The sequence below is a fragment of the Methanobrevibacter arboriphilus genome, assembly GCF_019669925.1.
Lineage (GTDB): Archaea > Methanobacteriota > Methanobacteria > Methanobacteriales > Methanobacteriaceae > Methanobinarius > Methanobinarius arboriphilus_A.
In genome coordinates this window covers 1,476,421-1,499,771 of the sequence record NZ_AP019779.1, presented here as the reverse complement: position 1 = coordinate 1,499,771, position 23,351 = coordinate 1,476,421, and the positions used below count along the sequence as shown (strand labels likewise).

Annotated in this window: 5 protein-coding genes and 1 tRNA gene; all 6 read right to left on the bottom strand. The window is 27.3% G+C overall.

The window, feature by feature from the left end:
* Positions 1–471 precede the first annotated feature (471 nt).
* Positions 472–547, bottom strand: a tRNA-Arg gene (locus MarbSA_RS06435).
* A 290-nt stretch (positions 548–837) separates the two neighbouring features.
* Positions 838–5,460, bottom strand: coding sequence for a right-handed parallel beta-helix repeat-containing protein (locus MarbSA_RS06430; RefSeq protein ID WP_221061219.1), 4,623 nt, complete (start codon positions 5,458–5,460; stop codon positions 838–840).
* Between the two features lie 443 nt (positions 5,461–5,903).
* Entirely contained in the window at positions 5,904–8,885 is a 2,982-nt protein-coding gene (locus MarbSA_RS06425; RefSeq protein ID WP_221061218.1) for an Ig-like domain-containing protein, read from the bottom strand.
* 171 nt (positions 8,886–9,056) lie between these two features.
* On the bottom strand, positions 9,057–13,919 hold the full coding sequence (locus MarbSA_RS06420; RefSeq protein ID WP_221061217.1) for a cobaltochelatase subunit CobN: 4,863 nt from the start codon (positions 13,917–13,919) through the stop codon (positions 9,057–9,059).
* A gap of 202 nt (positions 13,920–14,121) precedes the next feature.
* Positions 14,122–15,624, bottom strand: a complete 1,503-nt coding sequence (locus MarbSA_RS06415; RefSeq protein ID WP_054834675.1) for an Ig-like domain-containing protein — start codon at positions 15,622–15,624, stop codon at positions 14,122–14,124.
* Positions 15,625–16,088: 464 nt separating this feature from the next.
* Positions 16,089–23,165, bottom strand: a complete 7,077-nt coding sequence (locus MarbSA_RS06410) for a CLIPPER-2 domain-containing protein (protein ID WP_221061216.1) — start codon at positions 23,163–23,165, stop codon at positions 16,089–16,091.
* Positions 23,166–23,351: the final 186 nt, after the last annotated feature.

Genomic DNA, 23,351 nt, shown 5'->3' with positions numbered 1-23,351 from the left:
AAATCATAAAATAATAGCTAAGCAAATAATAAAAATAGGAATTTCTCATATTTTTAGAAGTAATCAGTAGATAAACCAAATAAAAAAAATTAAATATTAAAGTTAAATTGATAAAGTTTAAAGTATATTTGATTAACTATTGAATATAATTATAAAAAAAGGAGTATATAAAATTAACTAAAACATGGAAAAAACTAAAAATAAATTGAAAAATAAATAGATATTCAAAAAATAAGTATTAATGATTGTATAATCCCATCAACCTATTGTATTAATACAATAACACCATGGCAATATTGTTTCCTTAAAGAAATGAGTAATTAAAATCATAAGTTAACATATAACTTTTAATATAATCACATCAATCCATTACATAAACATATTGAAATAAAAATGCCATTAAGTATACAGAATAATTATTAATTTAAATTTAATTAAAAAATTAGCTGATTAGTTTAGTATGTTTAAAAACGGACCTGAGGGGATTTGAACCCCTGACCTATGGATCCGAAGTCCATCGTCATATTCCAGGCTAGACCACAGGCCCCTAAGTGATTTGAAATATTAAAAACAAATATCAACAACAAATAATATCAAATTAACTTAACTTATCTAAATAAGTAGTTCTAAAATAACTTTAGTCATTATAGTATAAATAGTTTTTAAATATTGTGTAAAAATAATATATATCTAAAAATAACAAAAAATATCATAAAACTAATAAAAAGTGAAAGTAATGAATAGTAAAACTGATAAAAATTAATAAATAATAATAAAAAGTAAGTTTAAAAATTAAAAATATTATTAGAGTTAAAATAAAAAAATAAAAGAATATTACTAAACTTTAAATTTTTTTAAATTATTTTTATAGTTAGATTCAACAACTGCCTTATTATAATTTACATTAACATATTTAGTATACTTTTTATGAGTTGAATACTTAAAGAAGGTAAATTTTTGAGTCAATTGTTTACCTTTAGGTATTGATTTTACTGTAAAAATTTTTTCTTTTTTACCATAACCTATTTTAATTCTAAATTTCCCAGAGTCAGCTGTCCCTTGATTTTTAATAGTTATAATATATTTATTTCCAGATCTTTTGATAGATTTAATAGTTAAATCTGCTTTGAATCTTTGATAATTAGAAGTTTTAAAGGAAATTTTATTATTTTTATAGTTTGTTTCATTTATAGCTTTATTGTAATTTATTTCAACATATTTTGTATATTTTTTATGAGTAGAATATTTAAAGAAATTTACATTAATTGTTTTAGATTTATTTGGATCAATTGAACCTATTTTAACTATTTTATACTTTTTACCAAACCAAATCTTAAGTTTAGAAGTTTTAGAAGTTGATTCACCTTGATTTTTTACAGTAATTTTGTATTTATAATTTCCTGATTTTTTAACATGAGTTATAATCAGATCAGCATGATTTTTTACAGTATAATATCCTGTAACATTGCAAGATCCTTGTGTATCATCATCAACAAATAAAATTACAAACTTAGTCTTACCTACATTTAGTCCTGAGAATCCAAAAGTAGCTATTCCATTAGAAGTAGTATTAGCTAGATAAACCTTATTTCCAATTATTAAATATAAAGTTTTACTAGACAAGGCTTTACCTGCACTATTTTTTAATACAGCTTGAATAATACTAATTTTTCCTATTTCTGAAGGAATTGAATAAAATGTAAGGATAGATTTATCTTTAATTTTAACTATTCCTTCATTAGACCCATTTAAATGATTAGAAGAAACCAAAGCATCTGCTTTCAAGTTATAAGATCCAACATTTAATCCTTTTCTTTCAATATAATTATAAACAGCTATACCTTCAGAATTTGTTGTGTTTGAGCCAACATAAAACCCATTCACATAAAAATCAACTTTAACATTGGAAACAGAATTATTTCTCTTATCTGTTACTTTAGCAGACAGTTTAACAGAGCCACCTTTTATTCCAGTAGAATTGAGTATTATAACTTCAATAGGAGCTTTGTTAACAGTTAAATTAGAATATATAGTGTAATCTTCAAAGCCATCTTTAATAATTACTGCTTTAATCTGATATACTCCATAATTTAATCCATTAAATATTTTATTCCAATTAAATCCTGCAAATCCATTAGTAATATAGCTCTCATTAAATAATGTCCATGTTCCCTCATAAAAGACATAAAATTTGACTTTAGCACCATTAACATCTCCTGTTTGGCTGCTAACCGGAAATGTTGAATTAGCAGTACCATTAACTTCAGTTGAAACTGGGGAGAATATTGCTTCAAAAGAGTGATAATAATTTCTTTCAACAACATTCATACCTGCAATTGAACTTACAGAATCTTTTCCTTTTTTCCCATCCATATCAGTGGTATTTAAAAAATTATATACAATTTTATTACCTGATGTATTAGTACAATTAATAGCATATTCTCCTGAAGAGATTATTGAATTATTAGTGATATTGTTACCATTTGAATTAGCAATAAGTAAAATACCAGTATTACCATAAGGAATAGCATCATGATGTGTTCCTTCAAGTGGTGTAGTTAATCTATTACCATTAACATTAATTATATTATAAGAAATAGAGTTCCAAGAAGAAGCATAAAGAGCAATACCATAACTATAACTACCTTGAGACTCAATATTATTATTTGAAATTATATTATAGTTAGATTCAAAAGCTTCTATTGCATAGTTTACTATTGCTGAAGTTCTAATTGTGTTATTAGCAATTGTATTTAATTGAGATTTTTCAAGTGTTATACCATAGCTATAGTTGCCTCCCCAACATTCAAAAGTATTATCAGATACGATAGTATCGTAACTATTTTGACCAGAGATAAAACCAGACACAAAATAAGGTCCAACAAGAGTGACCCTATTATTTTTAAAAATATTGTTTTTAGCTGTAGTTGAATTTGTTCCTGTTGGAGATCCTAATACACCCATTCCATATAAAAACGGATCTTTAGCTATTATCTCTATTATATTACCTATTACTTCATTATTATGACTATCATAATAGATATCTATACCTACAATTGAATTTTGACCATCATTAATAGGATCTATAGGATTTTCTAGAGCAGAAGTCGCATATATACGATTATTAATTATTTTATTATTATCAGAACCGATTAATATAATACCATAAGTTCTATAAATTTCTGGAATTATATGAGTACCATCATCATCAGTACCTCCAACACAAGTACCACCAGTACAAGTACCATCAACACAGGTGCCTCCAACACAAGTACCACCAGTACAAGTACCTCCAACACAAGTGCCATTATCGCATTCAGTACAATTTCCAACGTGATGATTGTATAAGTCTTTAGTTCCAGTAACATTTATAATATTATCTTGGATTGTGCAATTATTAGCTCCATCAAGGAAAATCCCAAATGTTAAAAAGTCCCCTTTCACAGTAACCCTATTATATTTAATTTTAGCATTGTCTGATTTAGAAATCCAAATCCCATAAGCTGTTTTTGTATGATTCAAAGTTATATTACAATAATTAATTTCAACATTATTTGCTTCTACTATGATTATCCCCATATTATTAGAATTGATTATATTTATAGAATCAATTCTAGCTCCATCAATAATAATTTTAAATGTAGTATTGTAAAAGTAAGCTCCATTTCCTTCAATTTTAACTACACGATTTATAATTATGTTCTTATTATAAAAGTTTCCTGAGATAATTAAAATGTCTCTATCATTTACAGTACCTGTTAAAGTTCCATCACTTGTAAAATAATCATCATAATTACTTTCATTTACATAATGAGATTCACCATCAAATATTGGAGTTGAATTTGGAATCGACACTACACCATTAGGATCCCTATATTTTCCATTTCCATAAATAACATTACCCTGACCTTCAAAAAGTATAGATCCAGGACTATCATCAGCATTTTTCGCATCAACTGCAAATTCTCCAGTAGTATTTAGTTTATTATTTTTTATAATAACATTTTTAGGGAATTTACTATTAGATGCTTTATCTAACATTATACAAACACCATTATTAGTAGAATTTATATAATTATTTTCAATTAAGATCAAATTGTTAGTTCCAAAAATAGAAATTCCTTTTCCAGCTTTAGTTGCAATAGAATTATTTTGAAGTGTTATATTTTCACTAACACTAACTTGTATAGCATATCCATTAATAGTGAAAATTGTATTATTTCTTATTGAAGAATTAGTACCTGCAAACTCAATTCCTACTTCATTATTTGTAGACTGATTAATATAATTATTAATTATATTAATATGATTTCCACTTGCGGAAATTCCTATACCTGGTTTATCAGAAGTACCTTTAGACTGTAAATCATTGCCAGTTATATTAATATAGTTTCCTGAAACTGAAATACCTCTTTGAGCACCTCTAACTTTATTATTTTTTATATTATTATAATCACTGTTAGTTATAGCTATTGCCCAGCACCAATCTCCAGAAACTCCATATATTATATTTCCAGATATATTATTATTGGTAGAAGATTTACTACCTGAAAAATCAGCGAAAGCTGCTGTACATAGATAAATACAGTTTGAACCATCGGATTCAAGTGTATTGTTTTCTATTACATTATAATGAGAATCCCCTAAAACAATTAATGAGTGTGTTTGACCTTGACCTGCATTGTTAGGAGTTTGTTTTATTGTGTTTCCTATAATTTTATTATAATTTGATCTAACAACAGGAATAGAATAAGCATTAAGACCGTTAAGAGTGAAAGTACAATTTTCGATTTTATTGTATTGAGTTCCAGTTAAATGAACTCCATGTCCATTATTATTACTATTATTAAAAGTTAAATTTGTTATATTTGAACCAGAACCAGTATTAATAATAGTAATAGTACAGTTAACTAATTTACCATCAACCTTCGTTGTAATAATATTTAATGGTATGGATATTATAAAGTTTTTATTTGTTAATGTTCCCTGAATATATAAAGTATCTCCAGCATTAATTCCTGATTTAATTGATCCATTATTATAAAAAAAGTCATTATAATTAGAATTATTTATAATATAAGTAACAGGAGTACTAGCAATAATCATATTTTGAACATTTAAAGAAGATTCAGTTGAAAAAGACTGATCTATAATAGAGCCTGATTCAGAAGTAGAATCCTTAGAATTATTATAATCATTATTAGATGTATTTTCTTTATTTGAATTACCATTACCATTTAAATTATTATCATTAACACCATTAACATCAACAATATCATCAGCACTGTTATCATTAATAATATTAGCATCAACCAAATTAAAATCAATAAAATTGCCATTAATACTATTATCATTAACAGCATTATTATCAAAACTATTAGTATCAGCAGCATTTGCTGTTCCTAATGCTAAAAAAATTAAAAGAACAATAAATACCATAGTTATTTTTAATTTTCCCATTTTTTCCCTCAAATTATTTTTTTACCGAATTAAATTCAATCGAATATAAAAATTACAATTCTATTAATTATAAGAATAAATTTAAAGTCATGAAAAAACTTTAAAATATTTTTTAGCTAAATTAAATCAAATTAAATAATATTTTATGAATTCAAATTAAATAATAATAAAAAATTTATAAAGATTACTTTATATAAATTCAACATCATTTGATATTATAATTCTTTTAATAAATTCTTATTAATAAAGATTCCTATATTTTTTAAAAAACAAAGAGAAGATAAAAAAATTATGACAAAAATGAAAATAATAATAAAAATAAAAAATGAGAATAAAAATAAAAAAGAAAATAAAAAATAAGAATAAAAATTAGAATAAAAATAAAAAATAAGAATAAAAAAGAAAAATTAAGATAAGCTTTTCTTTAATCTATATATTTATATTTAAACCTTAAATTTTTTCTTATTATTGTTATAATTAGATTCTAAAGCTTTTTTATTATAATTTATCTGTGCAATCTTAGTATATTTGTTATTAGCTAATTTTTTTAAGAATTTTACTTTTAATGTTATAGATTTGCCAGGGTTTATTCCTTTGACTGTAGCTAGTTTGTATTTATTTTTTTTATAGAATATTTTTAACTTAGATATAGTAGACTTAGCTGAACCTTGATTTTTAATAGTAATTTGATAGCTATTGCCCTGTTTTTTGACTTTTTTAATGATTAAGTCTGGTATTCCTTTAACAACCTGATATTTAGTATTAGAAGATTTCAATAAAGCTGTATTTCCTACATAATCGGCAGTGACTCTGAATTTACCCACTTTAAGAGAGGAAATCTTAAATGTAGCTACACCTTTAGAATTAGTAGTTGCATAATAAAGTTTTCCATTGATTTTTAATTGGATTTTAGTATTAGCTACTAAATTTCCATCTTCATCTTTAAGAATTGCCTTAATAGTAGCAATTTTCCCTTTATAGATTGTTTTTGTAAGTATATCTAAGGTAGTTTTTTTAGGAGTGTTTCCAGATATTAGATCAGAAGATTTATCAGTGAAGATAGCTGCTTTTCCAACTTTTTTAGCATTATCAGAAGTGATTATATTGTTTTTTATTGTATTTTTAGAATCTATATCACTTCCATTAATGAATATTCCATAATCTCCTCCTTTTTTATAAATAGAAGTTATCTTATTATTAATAATAGTTATATTAGAAGACCCTTGAGTAAAAAATATTCCTCCATGCCCAAATCCAATTGAATCAAAGCCATTAACAATTTTACTAGAATCAATACCTTTAATTATCATAATATTTCCTTCAACAAGATCATTTAAAGCTCCTGCAGCTGCATAACCATAAACTGCGTCACCATCTCCTGTAATATTATTATTCTTAATAGTATTATATATAGAATTATATGATTGGATTAAATAAATCATACCACCCTTTGCATTGATATTATTGGAAATTATTTGGTTTTTATTTGATTTTTGTGTATAATCCCATGCAGACATGTCACTTATGGCAATACCATAAACAAAGTGTTTGCCATATAAAGAAAGAATATTGTTTGATACAATAGTTCCGATAGCTCCAGTTAAAGAAATACCTCCTGAATAATATCCAGAATTTATATTTATTTTATTTCCACTGATAGTATTATTTATAGTATTATATCCATAAGATCCAATAGAAATACCATAGAAATATACTGAATTTAAAGGATTAGGATTACCAATCATCTCAATATTATTATTCAAAATTTTATTTCTTACACTATCTCCAGTAATAGATATTCCAGTTACAGAATAATAAAGTGCATCTCCTACATTCATTATAAGGATTCGATTATTTTCAAGAATATTATCATTAGACTCTTCAATTGCTAAAACACATGAATCACTTATCATATATAAATCTTTAATAAGTGATCCAGAAGACCCATCTTTTAAGATAATTTGACAAAACGAAATCACAGATGTCTGATTGAAAGGAATAATAGTTAATTTTCTGTCAATGTTAAATTTCTTTTTATTTAAATTTCCTAACCTAAGTGTATCATTATTAGTAACATTAATATTAGCTAAAAAGTCCCCATTATTATCAAAAAAGTTATAATAGGATTCATCATCAATAAAGAATGTTTGTAGATTGTTTGAATATGTAAAATTTTGAGGAGGATATGATTCATTAACCCAAACAATGACTCCATTATTTGTTTCAAGCCTATTATTTGTAATATTTACATTGTTACAACTAGTAGCACTGCTTCTTGAAAATAAAATAATAGGATTATTTCCTGTTGGAATAACATCTGAACCTTTACTAACAGAAGTATAATCTCCACCATAAACAGTTATGTTATTTCCTAGGATATTCATATATCTGGATCCATAGGCAGCAATTCCATATACTGAAACTCCTTTACCATAAATATTATTGTTAGCTATGGTAAAAATTCCATTATTATCTGGATCGATTGAATACATTTCATTCATTGTAGGATTATCAAAATAAACACCTAATTGAAACAGTTCTATTAAATATAAAACTTTTCCATACCCTTTGATAATATTATCACTAATATTTACATTAGAAACAGTATATTCAACACTTGCTGTTGATGGAACCAAATCAGATACTACAATTCCATAAACAAAGTTTTCAGATTTTAAATCTAACTGATTTTTAAATATTGTGAGATTAATTATAGAATCGGCTTGAATACCCCAAATACCTCCTCCAGAACCAGATCCATCTACAACACCAGTTATTATATTATTACTAATTATATAATTCATTGGATTCATACCTGGATTAGAATATCCTCCAGATATATCTGGCTGAATATACATTCCATAAGTACGAAGAGCTTCACCCACCATATTAATAACATTATCAGATATATTTATAAAATTTCCAGCCCCTATAGAATAAATACCATAAAGATTACCAGAAGCTGACATTAAGCTAGTTCCTCTAATATTAATAATATTATTAATAATATTAATATTAGAAACATCACCATCTAAATTAATAGCCATTTTATCAATATTATCAAAAATAAGATTTTTAATTGTAGATCCAGAAGCATCTTCACTTATTTTGATTGTAGAATTAATAATTTTACCAGATTTTTTACCATCGATAACGATTTTTTTATCAAAATTTAATTTTTTATTAGTTAAAGTTCCATTGATGAATAAAGTATCTCCATCTTCAAAATCAGAGTCATCTTTAATTTTTCCATCTGAATCAAAGTAAATATCATAATTATCATCATTAATTGATATTTCTTTAGATGAATTTGTTGAAGTAGACGAATTTGTTGAAGTACCATTTTCATCAGATGCACTTACAGTTCCCATAGCTATAAAAATTAAAAAAATAGCTAAAAAAAATGTGAATTTTTTTGATATCATTTATTTTACCTCATATATTTTTATATTTGAATTTAATTAATTTTTATAAATTTATCCTATTATTATACCTCTAAATATTAAAAGGAATATTAAAGTTAAATTTATAAAAATAATGATGAAAATAATAGCTAAAAGATAATGTTTTCATTCTATTATTTTGTTCTATTGCTTTTATTCCTCTGATTTATTTCTAACATATCCTACAACAAATAAACCTATTAAAGCTAATACTGCAACTATAAATGCTGCAGAAACACCAGATTCTTCACCACTAGTATTCTGTTGATTTTTATCAACTTCATATGATTTACTATCCCCTTGACCAGCTGCAGAACTAGATTGATCACCTTGAGATGATGAATCTCCACTTGTTCCAGCTTCACCATTCGGACCATTAGCACCAGATTCTCCAGCTGAACTACTGTCCCCAGAACCCCCATCTGGATTCATTGCTCCCTGTGTGTTTGGAGAATATTGGCTTTTTCCTTGATAACCAGATAAATCTTGACTTCCCCAATCTTGTAATTGTCCTTCATAATGTTTAGTACCTAAAATTGCACTAACATCGTACTTAACTTTTGTTGAAGATTCTAATTCTTCTAAAAACTTCTTTTTTTTATCATAAGATAAAGATGAAGCTTGAACAACCAATTTATTAAACTCTAAATTTGCACAAGTATGGTGACAGCAAGCTACTCCATAATTAATGGTTTCATTTATATATTTATCTATTATATCTTGTAATACTTTAGGATCTACATTGAATAAACCTTTTTGAGCAGCGACAATAACCCAACCCGCCATACTCTGGAAAGAAGCAGATTTAAAGTCAGAATCAACATTAAAGGAAGGACTTAAAAGATTTTTAGCTAAGCCATTCCATACACTATCTGAAATTAAACTTTTTCCATCTTTTCCAGTAGCTGTTGATACAAATCCAAAAATATATTCGTATTTTTCTGAATAAGATAACCATCCTGAAGCACTTTTTAAGAGTTCATCTCTATATTTTGGATTTAAAATCATAGATCTTATTTCAAATTCAATTTCTTCCTCTAAAGTTCTACTTACATAATTATTAGAATTTCTAATATCTACAATTCCAGTGTCAGGATTTGCTCCTAAATATTGACTAGCTCCAAGTAAACCTCCAAACCAATCATAATAATCATCACTATCTAAGAATCTCCATGTACTATCAATATTTTGAGTTATTAAGTCTGTTTTTCCAAGAAGATATTCATAAGTCTCTCTTTTTTCACTTACAACTAATCTACCATTTTCATCAACAGTCCAAGAGTTTGATACTCTTGAAAGATAGATTTCTGCTAAGTCTTTAGTAAGATTTGTACTATTCCACCATTTATTAGTATTTGGAATATAATCACTCATACCAGTTCCTTCAAGAACAGCACCTGGAAGACCAAATATACGATCTAAAGAAGGAGTTTCATTATAATGTTTTTTAATATAATTCCATTTAAAAGATTCATCAGTATCATTTACTAATTTTACTGCATTAACCATTAAAGAAATCCAATAAACATTACTTGTAACAGCACTAGCATAAACATCAATACGAGGACGATTAATTACTTTACCATTAGATAATTTAATTTTTAAATCTTCTAATGGTATTAAACTTACTCCAGTTACTTTTCCTGTTTTATCCCATTCAGGTGAAACACCTAAAAAGTACAAAAATTCAGCTATCCCAATACCTTCAGTACGTAATATTTCAGTACCCCACATTACAAGTCCAACTAATTCAGGAAACTTACCATTCTTTTCATAATACTGAACTAACAATTGATCTACAATCTTCTTACCTGCCCCCCAAGCTGCTTGACTTGGCATTTTAGTAGTATCTGTAGTATAAATATTTCTACCAGTAGGTAATGACTCGCCATATGCAGGATCAACAGCTAATCCAGGTAAAACATATTCCCCAGACAAAGCCTTCAATATTGATTCCCACTCCATATTATCTTGAATATTTCTTATAGTCTGATTACAATAATCAAGATTAGACATAAAAGTTTCATCAATAATTCCCAATTCATTGAAAAATTCAGTCATATTAGTAATATTTCCCATTAAAAGTTGCTCTATAAAATTTATTAGCCATTCTTGAGTTTTATTAGTTACATTATGATATTTTTGATCATATTTCATATCGTTATAATCTATATCCTTATATTCAGGATAAAGCATATTCTTAATATAATTATATATATGAGTTTTAGATGATACAATTGTAATAACCTCTTGAACCATCTCATCACCAGTTAATACATAACCTAATGAATGTAAACCAAATGTGATAATATCATTATCTAAATCTTCAAGATAGTGATGAAGTTCATCTAGCCATTTGTCAAAACTTTGATTTTTAGTTGGACCATCAAAATAAAGTTCTTTTGAAAGATTTAATATAAGGTTTTTGTATGATTCAGCAAGAGAAATTTCTCCCTTATTCATGTGCTCATTATAAAGAGCCATATAACTATTTAATTTTACTAAATCATCATATAGTTCAGAAACAACCATTGCTGGAGTCATATGACTTATCACAAGAGCCATTGATCTTTCTTTAGCTACTAAAGCTTCCCCAGGATTAGAAACAATATAAGGATAAATATTAGGAATACCAGATAATTCAAAAGTCCAATCATCACCTTGTAATCCTATAGATCTTCCAGGCAAGAATTCTAAGGTACCATGAGTTCCCATATGAATCATAGCATCTGCTTTAAAAACTTCTTTAAGCCAACAATAAAAAGTTATGTATTGTTGATGAGGAGGAAGAGTCAAATCATGATAATTTTCAACTTCTTCCCATCCTCTACTTGGTTGAAAAGTTATAAAAATATTTCCACACATCATACCAGGAATTACAATATAAGAATCATTATAAACCATTATATTTCCAATACCAGAACCCCATTTTTTAATCAATTGATCTTGGAGTGTTTTGTTTAAACTTTTATAAAATTTTATATATTGAAGTAAATCAACTAATTGATTATTCTTATTAAGATCAAAATATTTAAGATATGATTCTATTATTGCAAGATCATTTGGATCTTTTACAAGTTTATCCCACTTACCTTCAACATAACTATCTAAAAGCCCTTGTGCCCATGACCCTTTATTACCAAACATTGAAAGGAGAGTATAAAGTGTTGTAGAATTAGGAATTTCTTCTTCAGACATTCCAATATTATATCCTGCTCTAGATAATTGGATTAATAAATCATGAACACTTTGGAAAACATCTAAATAAGAAGCTCCAATTTCTGCTTTTCCAGGAGGATAATTATATAAAATAACAGCTATTTTTTTATCAAAATTATCTTTTTCTTTTAAGTTAGCCCAGCCTAATGTGGTTTCTACTAATTTTTTAACACCATCTTTTATAACATGAGAATTTCCTTCCTTATCAACATATGAAACGGCAATAGCCCCATATACTCCTTCCATACTTGGAATAGTAACACCATATGTCCATTCTGATTGTGGACCATATTGACTATTATAACTGTATTCACTTATATCATGTAATGCTTTTAAGATTTCAACATTAATCTTTGTAAATTCATCAATAGCTCCACCATCACCCATATTATTATAATCCATAGACCAACTATATAATGAGTTTACAGCAACTATATTGAATTTTGAACTTACATTTAAAAGAATTGAAGCCATTGATGGAGATGTTACTCTTTGAAATACATTGAATGATGGTCTTTTCTTTGATTCATATCCTTTAATTAAAGCATCTACTAATGAGCCCCCATAACCATAGCTAGCTATAATCACATAACCAGATTCAGTGATATTATTAGCTTTTTTATATTCATTATACAGGTTTTCAAATCTTTCAAAAAGATCTGAAATACTTGTAGTGTTAAGCCATTCAATATAATTTTCCACCATCCAATTTAAACTACCTTGTCCATCACCATCAAAACCAGGGTTTGATCTAATCCAATTAGCTACATCTTCTGGATTAGGTCTAAAATCTATTACTTGTTCTTCCAGATTTGGATGATATATTCCCCAAATAGAATCTATCAGAGGAGTTCTGTTTGTATCTTCTGTAGGGTCAATGTTAGATTCATTCATTAAAAATAAAATGTAATCAAATAAATTTTCCATATTCTTAATTAAAACTTCACTAAGAGGAAGTTCTTCAGCTTGATAATAAGTTCCTACAAATGTATTTTCAATACTACTAACATTACCTCCAATAAAATTTAGGCCATATGAATCAACATCACTGTAATCACCAAAACAATAAGCAATATTACCTTTTTTATTTGCAGGAGTATCAATAAACCATTCATAGCTAAATTCATATGACCCTGTCATATACATATCAATATAAATAAAATTGGCATAATCAAGTATCCATTGCATTTTCAATAAATCAGTTTTAGATGCTTGAGAATCTAAATAATAAACTCTATCACTTACATTCATTAATTTATCAATTTTAATTTTATTACCACTATAAGGAGTTACAAAAATAATATCTGGAACAAACAAATGAGTAAAATTATCAGAATAATAACTTAATGTCTTAGTACCTGAATAAGACAAATAAGTTGAATTAAGATAAGAAATATTTATTAAATAGGTTCCAGGATTTAAATCAAAATTAACTTTACCATATTGATCAGTATACCCAGACGAAACAAGATTTTTAGATAAGTCAGTTATCCTCACATAAGCCCCTTTTACAGCAAAACCATCCTCGCTAAGTTTTTTTGAGGTTTTATTATATGCTTCTTTTACAATAACAGTAAGTCTAGATTTTGGAGTTACAGTTTGAACAGAATTAGATTTTACATTTGAATTAGCAGTTTCAATAGTGTTAACATTCTTATTACTAACAATATTAGTATCACTAATATCATTAGAATTAGATGAATCAGTATTTTCTGCAAAAGAAAAATTCATGAAGCATATACTAACAAAAAATAATATAACTAATATAACAGATATTTTTTTAAAATTAATTCCCATGAATTTTTCCCCCTAGTATTTTTTATAAATTTTTTAAGGTTTTATTCAATTATTTAAAATAATATATTCTTGATTCATCCAAATACTGTGTAATTATTCATTTATACTATTTATTCACAAAATTATTATGTACAATTATTTATAGTTATCATATAAAGCTATTTATAGCTATTATATATATTATAACCATTATAACTACTATTTATCTTACTACAAATGACAATTTATTATTATATTCAAGTCGAGTTCTAGAAGCTTTGATTACTTTAGGTTTTAAGTTAAATTTACCCTTTTTAGATGTTAGTATCCAATATAATCTTGCAGATTTTGATTTATGAACTTTTAATTTTTTCAAAGTCCATGTAAGAGTTCTTTTTTTTGCATTATAGATAACTTTACCAGTAGAAACCTTTGGTTTGAAGTATTTAAACTTTTTAGGAATCTTGTAAGATATTTTAAATGAAGATTTTTTAGGACCAACATTTATCAAAGTGGTTTGAATATATACTCTTTTGTTTTTAACCAATCTATTATTAATTACAAATAAAGTAGAAGAAGGTATGCTAAATGTTTTTGATTTAGTAACACTAGTATGGTTTTCATCACCATTAAATACAGCTTTGATAGTAAATTTACCTATAGATTTAACTTTATAAATTAAGCCTGCCATAGTTTGATAATTAATTGTTCCATTGCCAACTAACTTATTATTTACATAAAACTTAACTTTTTTGCCAACTAAAGATGTTATACCCTTATTTAAAGTAACTATTATTGCACTTTTTTGATTATAATACCCTTTGAATTTATTGATAGAAATTTGAGTTTTAAGTTTTGATACAGATAATTTTCCTGTTGCATCATCAGCTTTATAATCATTACCACCATATTTAGAAGTTACAAGTAAATTACCCACTTGATCAAGCCTATAAATAAGTTTAGCTAAACCTTGGCTATTTGTAGTGGCTTGGCCAATTCTAATACCATTAATCTCAAAATAAATGACTTTTTTAGAAATACCAACATTATTCTTATCAGTGAATAAAGCAGTTAATGTAATATTTTTTCCAAACATTCCAGAAGCAGGATATACTTTTAAATAAGATTTAGCTCCTTGAATAGCCATTCCTGCTTCAACATCTTCAGTAGGATAATCAGTTCCAGAATAACTAGCTCTTATAACAAAATTATCATAAGCTGGTGGTTTATAATTAAAATTAGCTATTCCTTGTTCATTTGTATTTGCTTCACCCACCTTCACATCATCAACATAAAAAATTATTTTTCTATTACTAAGAGGGTTATTATTTTGATCAGTTAAAGTAGCACTTAAAACAACACCTTCATCATAACTACCATAGACATTAGGAACAGATAATTTTCCAGAATCGTTATTTTCATTATAATCAACATTAGCAGAATTAAAACTATTATAATCAGAAGAAGAAGTATTGGAAGTATTAGAACTATTAGAAATGTTAGAAATGTTAGAAATAGTAGAAGTAGTAGAATTATTAAAATTAACAGTATTATAATTAGTAGAATTAACCTCAAAATCACTAGAACTATTAGTATAAAAATCATTATCTAGAGCATTTTCTACTTCAGAAGCATTTGTTTCTTCACAGGCTAAAGAAATAACAGCTAAAAACAATGTAAATGAAAATATTAAAATTTTAAAATGACTCGCTGAATTTTTATACATACATAAACCCTTTTTATTCAATATTAAAAATTAATGATATTTAGTAAACTATAAACCTGAAAAATTATATTAATGTACTAAATTAATTATAATAAATAATCTATATAAATGTTTCCATTTAAAATGATTAAATATAAAGTTCATTTGATATTATAAAAAAATAAGAAAATAAATTAATAGAAATTCACTAAACAAAATAAGGACATACATATACAATTTATAAAAAAACTTATAAAAATAGTTAAATTTGATAAAAAGAAAAAAAATTATGATTTATCATTTATTATAGTCCATAAGTATCCTATAAATACTAAAAATAGCTAGAAAAATAACCATTGAAAAATCTAAGTGTTAAAAAACATAAGTATAAAAAATTAAGAATAATTTTAAAAAATTTAAAAATAAAACTTTAAAAATTAAAATTTAAAAAAATTTTAAAAAGAAATAATTAATAAATATAAAAATTATCTCTTTTTAACCCTTAAAACTCCTACGAAAGCTAACAATATTGCTAAAACAGCTATTGGAATAGGCATACCAGTATTCTTCATACCTACAACACCAGGCACAGGACTTGGAGTAGGAGTAGGATCTGGTTTTGGTACTACATCTACACTAGCAGAAGCATTATGTTTCTCAGGATGACCATCATAAGAGTTAGTGAAAACCTCAGCAAGATTCACAATAGTGCCTAATTTCTCAACTACAACAATAAGAGTTAGTTGAGCAACACCATCTTTCGGAATATCACCAATCAACCACAAACCAGTCAGAGGATCATAAGAACCATAATTAGTCTTATGTGAAACATATCGTAGACCTTCAGGGAGCTTATCAATCGCATATACGCTAATAGCTGTGTCAGGACCCCAATTCTTAACAGTTAAAGTGAAATAAACTTTTTCACCAAGATAAGGCTTAGGATTATTAACAGTCTTCTTAATACTAATATGAGATTTCTGTATTGGAGTTTCAACAACCTTAGACTTATTACCCTCAGGATCATTAACTGCATTAGTTATTGCAGTATTCTTAATACCACGAGTTGCATTATTAGCAACAGTACCATTAACCCACACAGTAACATTACTTCCTGAAGCAAGAGAAGCTATAAGATTAGGTAAAATCAACGCACCATTAAATTTTTTCCAGGTACTACCATCAGTTGAATAATAAGTATTCAACAAGAGACTATCATCGAAATAGTCATACAAAGACACATTCAAAGCATCACTCGGACCATGATTAGTAATCACAATCATATACTGAATAGTCTGACCACGAACGATTTTTTCAACATTAACCACCTTAGTAATAGTCAAATTAGCTTTACTAGTCACATTAGTGATAGCAGAATCATTTTTAGGATTTGGATCAGTAGGTGATGTGACTATAGCCGTGTTATTTAAAATAGTGCCATTAGGAGTAGAAGCATTCACAGTAGCATTAATCCAAACAGTAATAGATTCACCAGGCTTTAAAATTCCAAGATCAATCAAATCTTTCCAAGTATAGTAAGTAGCCCAATTATCAGTAGAATAAAAGTCTCCTTTCACATATTGTGGCAATAAATCTCTTAATGTAACATTAAGCGCATCACTCGGACCATTATTCCTGATAACAATCACATATTTAATTTTACTACCAGCAACAACTTTACTATCACCCGTTTTATTAATAGTTAAATTAGCACTTGTAGTCACATTAGTGATAGCAGAATCATTATGAGTTTCTGGATCATTTGAAGCGTTAACAAATGCAGTATTATTTAAAATAGTGCCATTAGGAGTAGAAGCATTCACAGTAGCATTAATCCAAACAGTAATAGATTCACCAGGCTTTAAAATTCCAATATCAATCAAATCTTTCCAAGTATAGTAAGTAGCCCAATTATCAGTAGAATAAAAGTCTCCTTTCACATAATTTGGTAAAATATCTTTTAATATAACATTAATTGCATCATAGTCACCAATATTCTTGATAGTAATATTATAACGTATTTGACCACCAGCAACAACTTTAGTATCACCCTTCTTCGTAATATCCAATTTAGTAATAGTAACATTAATTGTTTTGTTAGCTTCAACTGGACCGTATATTCTGGAATCATCTGTATTATTGCTTGAAGAATAATTTAAATAAACAATATTAGTGAGATTCAAGCCTAAAACACTAGAAGAATTAATTACAGTACAATTAAATTTAAGAGTAACAGTTTCACCAATTGGAAGCTCATAATCTGTACTAGTAGAAAATATTAGTGTTCTAATGATAGGATCATAAGTTACACTCCAGCCAGGTGGAAGTACTGCAGAATTTAAGACATATTCTAAACCAACAGGTATTACATCTCTTACAATTAAGTAGTAAGCAGAAGAACCACTACCTGTTGAATGACTTATAAGTATTGTGAAAACAACATTTTCTCCAGGATGATAAGTATTCTTATTAGAACTTTTACTAATATTAAGTTTAGGTTCAACAACAGTTACATTATCAACAGCAGATAAATTAGACTCATCTTCAGATGAATTCACAAAGAAAATAGTAGCATTATTCACAAGAACAGTACCATTCTTATTACCTGTCATATTCTGTACTAAAACAGTGTAAGCTAAAGTTATAGTACCATCACTAGTAATATTCACAGCACCAAAATCAACACTAATACTATTATCACTAGTAGTGATTGTTGGATTTGCATAGATTACAGATCCAGAAGGAGTGATTACTAAACTACCGCCTATATATTTTAATCCACTTGGAAGTATATCTTTAAATTTTAAACTGCTAGTATATCCTTCAGGTAAAGTTATAACAACAGTATAAGTTAACCTACCACCAATAGGAGAATTCTTATTATTCACATTCTTCTTTATACTAGGATTTATTGTGTTAAATGAAACTTCATTAGACTTGTTAGTATAGTTTCTTGTTTCATTAAATGTATTATTAGGCATAGATGAATAGGTTACATTCGCAATGTTTTTGAAAGTAGAGTTAATATACACATCTTGAATCACAGTAACATTAAAAGTAAATGTCTTATTATCACCACTTGCAATAAAAGTACCTTCATTAGCTACTATATAAATAGCATTACCCTCTCTGTAAATATTGAATCCATCAATTACAGGCAATTCAGCTGTGCTTGAATTGAAGAATTTAGGATCTAAAATATCAGAGATATTTATTCTATATGCATTAGAATTACCATTATTAATAATAGTAATAGTAATTGATAATTTATCTCTACCCTTAATATCCTTAGTTTTATTAGCACTTTTTTTAATTTCTAGATTTGGTTCAACGATAGTAGTATTAACAGAAGAATTGAAAGGTCCTTTTTGGTTTTCATCCCATGTTAAATTAACAAAATTAGTTTTAACTAGACCTGCACGATTTGATGGATCATTTAATACCAAAACTTCTAAATCAATGTAACAATAATTATCATCAGAATCACTAGTAGTTAATCCTTCAAATTTGAAAATTAAATCTCTACCATTTTGAGTAAAAATTAAATTACCAAGATTACCAGCCCAATTTTCTTTATGTAAAGTATAACCGAGGAATCTATATCCTTCAGGTAAACGATCAACTAAAATAATGTTTGTAGCATTACCTTTAGGCGATTTCACCATAATACGATAAGTTAATTTATCACCAATAGTAACATTAGTAGATGGACCATATATAGTTGAATTTACAAAGGTTTTATTTAGACTAGGATCTTTGACTACTATAGTGGCATTACCAGAACTATTATATTCCCTAATCTCAGGATCAATTTCTGCACCAATTGGAAGTGACCAATAAGTGACATTTGCATAATTAACATAATTTTGTCCTAAGTAAGGATTAGACAAAACAGTCACATTAAAATAAAATGTAGCACTTTCACCAACATCAAGATCTCCACCGGTATAAGTCACAACTTTAGTAGCAGGATCATACTTAAATGTAAAACCAGTAGGAGTAGTTACCTCTACAACACTATTTAAATCGAATATATGTTCTGCATTAGCAAGATAATCTTTAACAGTTAGATTATAAGCCTTTGACATACCATCGTTCCTTATAGTTATAGTTATTGTTACTGTCTTACCACCCTGTATCTCATAAGAACTGAATTTTTTAGTAGTATTGATTTTTGGTTCTATAATATTTACTGTAGCATTACTAGTCAGTGTTCGATTATATGGGTCAGCCCAAGTAAGATTAGCAATGTTAGTTCTAGCACGATTAGTTGTGTGCACTGGATTTAAGGTTGCATTATTAAGTACAATGGCCTCATAATCTACATAGAATGTGTTAATTCCACCTTTTTCAGTGTTAACCACACCCTTGAAAACTATTATAAATGAATTACCCTCATATATAATATCATAATTAGGTAATTGCATACCATTTTTATTAATAATTGGAGTTCCTACAAGTTTAAGTCCATTTGGAAGGGTATCCTTAATAGTTATATTAGTTACTTGTCCAGCAGGCAATACAATAGTTAACCTGTATTTTCCAGTTTCCCCAATTGTTAGATTATTACCCTTACTTGGACCATTCTTAGATCCAGTGTAATTTTTTGTGAAATTAATATTTTTAACTTGTATACTTTCATTATCTTCATAGTTACGTGGATCATCAACAAAGTTAGGACTTGTAATATTTGGAAGTGATGTGAAATTAGTAATCTGCACAGTATTATTAAATACTTGTAACGGTGTAACATTATTTGGCAATACAATCTTATAAGTAATAAGAATAGTATTATTTGAAGGATCAACACCAAGAGCATAATTTCCTAAACTCAAACCATCATCAGTGAATAAATCCCAAAGATTTAAGTCAGTTATTTCAACTTCACCACGGTAAGCCCTAAGATCCTTAATACTACTAGTACTGAAATATTGACCATTAATAATAAGGAAGTTATCTCTAACAACAATATTATATGCAGTACTATTTCCCTTGTTTTTAATAATTATATTATAAGTTACCGTATCGCCAGCTTCTAAATTATTTTTTGGTGTTGCATTTTTCTGAATTGAAAGATTAGGCATACCAGTGACAAAATGAACAATAGAATCTTCTGAAAAAGTAGAATCAGTAGTATTATCATACATAATATTTAATAGATTTGCAAGATGTAAACCATCAGCCATCCGATCACCAGTAGCAGTCACAGTAAACAAAATATGAGCAACAGTTTCTTCTTGAGATTCCAAATCAATGTCACCATAATTAAATATAAGTCTATTTTGAGCAGTATCAACAGTCAAATAAGGCAATTTACCAGTTTTAACAAACAAAGTATCTTTATCACCTAATCTCCATTGACCAGAAACAGGAATAGCAGAAGAATTATTTGGACTTTGTCCAGTAGCAAACTGAAGAGCTCTAAACAGAGGGATTGGTAGATAATCAGTTATAACAAAATTATGCAAGTTAGTTGTAGGAATATTTACTTCTAAAGAAAATGTTATATTATCGCCAGGCCTAATAGTGAAATTAGAACCACTAACTTCTTTACCATTTATTCGAACAATAAATTTATTAGACTTAGGTGCAACAATAGTAATCTCAGATCCACTATAATCAGAAACACCAGCACTTTGATTAGTTAAATTACCACTTATAATAACATTATTATTTATAATATCATTAGAAACAATATTCTTATTAGGAATAGTGAAATTAGTATTAATCTGACTACGGAAAGTTAAATTACCCCTAAGCGGATTAATAGATGCTGTCTCATTATAATAATGACAACCAGTTAACACACCACCATACCCATATTTAATTAAAATTGCACTAATATTAAACTTAAGATAAGTAATACCAGTAGTAGAATCATAATTACGGGTGAAATCAGTTAAACTAATTGGTATATTTATAACTGTTCCATTTGGAAGCTGAATAATCAAATTAGGAAGTGGATCATTTAAGAAAGTTTGACCATCACCAAGAGTATCATATATGACTATGTTGTCAAATGAAAAATAGTCAGAGATTTGGAAATTAATAAGATATTCCAAAATATTTTTCGGCTTAGTCTTATTACCACCAGTTATATCTTTAACATATTTCTGAGTTGCAATAGATTTTAACATTACAGTATGATTATCTTTAGCAGAAACATTCAAATCTTTATATTTACCAGAAACATTCACATTATTAGTTGCATTCTCACTTAAACCAGTATTGGGATTAAGAACGTGTTTACTTTCATTATCCAACTTAGGAGCATAAAACTCATAAATCACCACTCTATCCTCACTACTTAAAGTACCAGTAATACTATCAAAAAATATTTCTAAAAGACCGCCTGGAGTATTGGTGTTAGGTAGTCTAATTTCCCTACCAGTTGCATTATCAATTATTCTTAAAAATTGAATATTTCCTGGTAAAATATCTTTAAGTGTAATATTACTAATTATTTGGCCATTAGCAATATCAATTATCAGCCGATATCTATGAGGATTGCTTTTACCTGTAGTAATCTCATTTTCAGGAGTATCAACAACTTTAGTAATTTTAATCACAGTAGGTATAACTCTCAAAGTAGAATTGTTACCAACAATTGTTGGAGATCCAGTTTCATTAGCACCAAACCTGAAAACAGGAGTAGCAGTAATATTTAAAGGTTTGCCAAGAGTTGCATTAGCTCTAAGAGTTGCAATAATCTCCATTTTTGCAATAGGCTGACCTTTAGTGAAACTTCCCAAAGGATATTCTAACACATAAAAAGTCTCACCTGGTGTACCCGTAACAGGCTTTTTAGTTAAAGGATCAATCAAAGTACCATTACTTGGAAATACACCAACACGAATTGCATTAACAGGTTGACCTAAAAAAGTCGCCCCCTTAAATTCAACCTCAGGAGGCAACCTTAAATAAACTATCGGACCAAATCCTGTTTCATTACCCGTGTTATCAAAATTAATCTCAAATTTAAAATCTTCATTAACAAACTGATTTAAATTATTAGGATTAATGGTTATTTTCGGTTCAGGTCCTAATTGGAAATCACAAACACCTTTACCATCATATAATCTCACATTTTTTGACATAGTAATATGACCGGGATAACTAGCAGTTACCTTAAAAACAGAATCTTTACTATCAAAAACTATATTATAAAGTCCATTCTTATCGGTCTGAGTTTTTTTAAGTAAATTTCCTTTTAAATCAAAGACCTTAATAGTAACTCCTTTAAAAGCTAAACCAGAATCGCATCGAATAACTTTACCAGAAATAGAAACATTTCGAACACTGTTAGACTTAGAAACAACAGATTTATCATTATTAGTATTATTAACACCCTTACTATCAGTACTAATACTAGCATTATTAACTATAGACTTAGAAGGCGTAACAACACTATCAGTGCCACTATTTTCAACAGCTGAAACAGAACCATCGGCACTGTTACCTCGATCATTTTGCACATCAGAAGCACAGACAAATCCAATGCTTAAAACAACTGTTAAAATTAAGACTAAAAAAGTGATTACATTATGTAATCTAAATTTCATATTCTCCCCCCAAAATTCTAAAAATATTATTATATTTAAAGAATTAAAATGTAATATTTATTCTTAATTATATATATACTTTTAGGATATATGCAAACATTCCAGGTATTACGAAATCATTAAGATATATAAAAATTTTAAACATTTTAACGAAAATTATGGTTTTTTATATAAAAAAAGATGTTT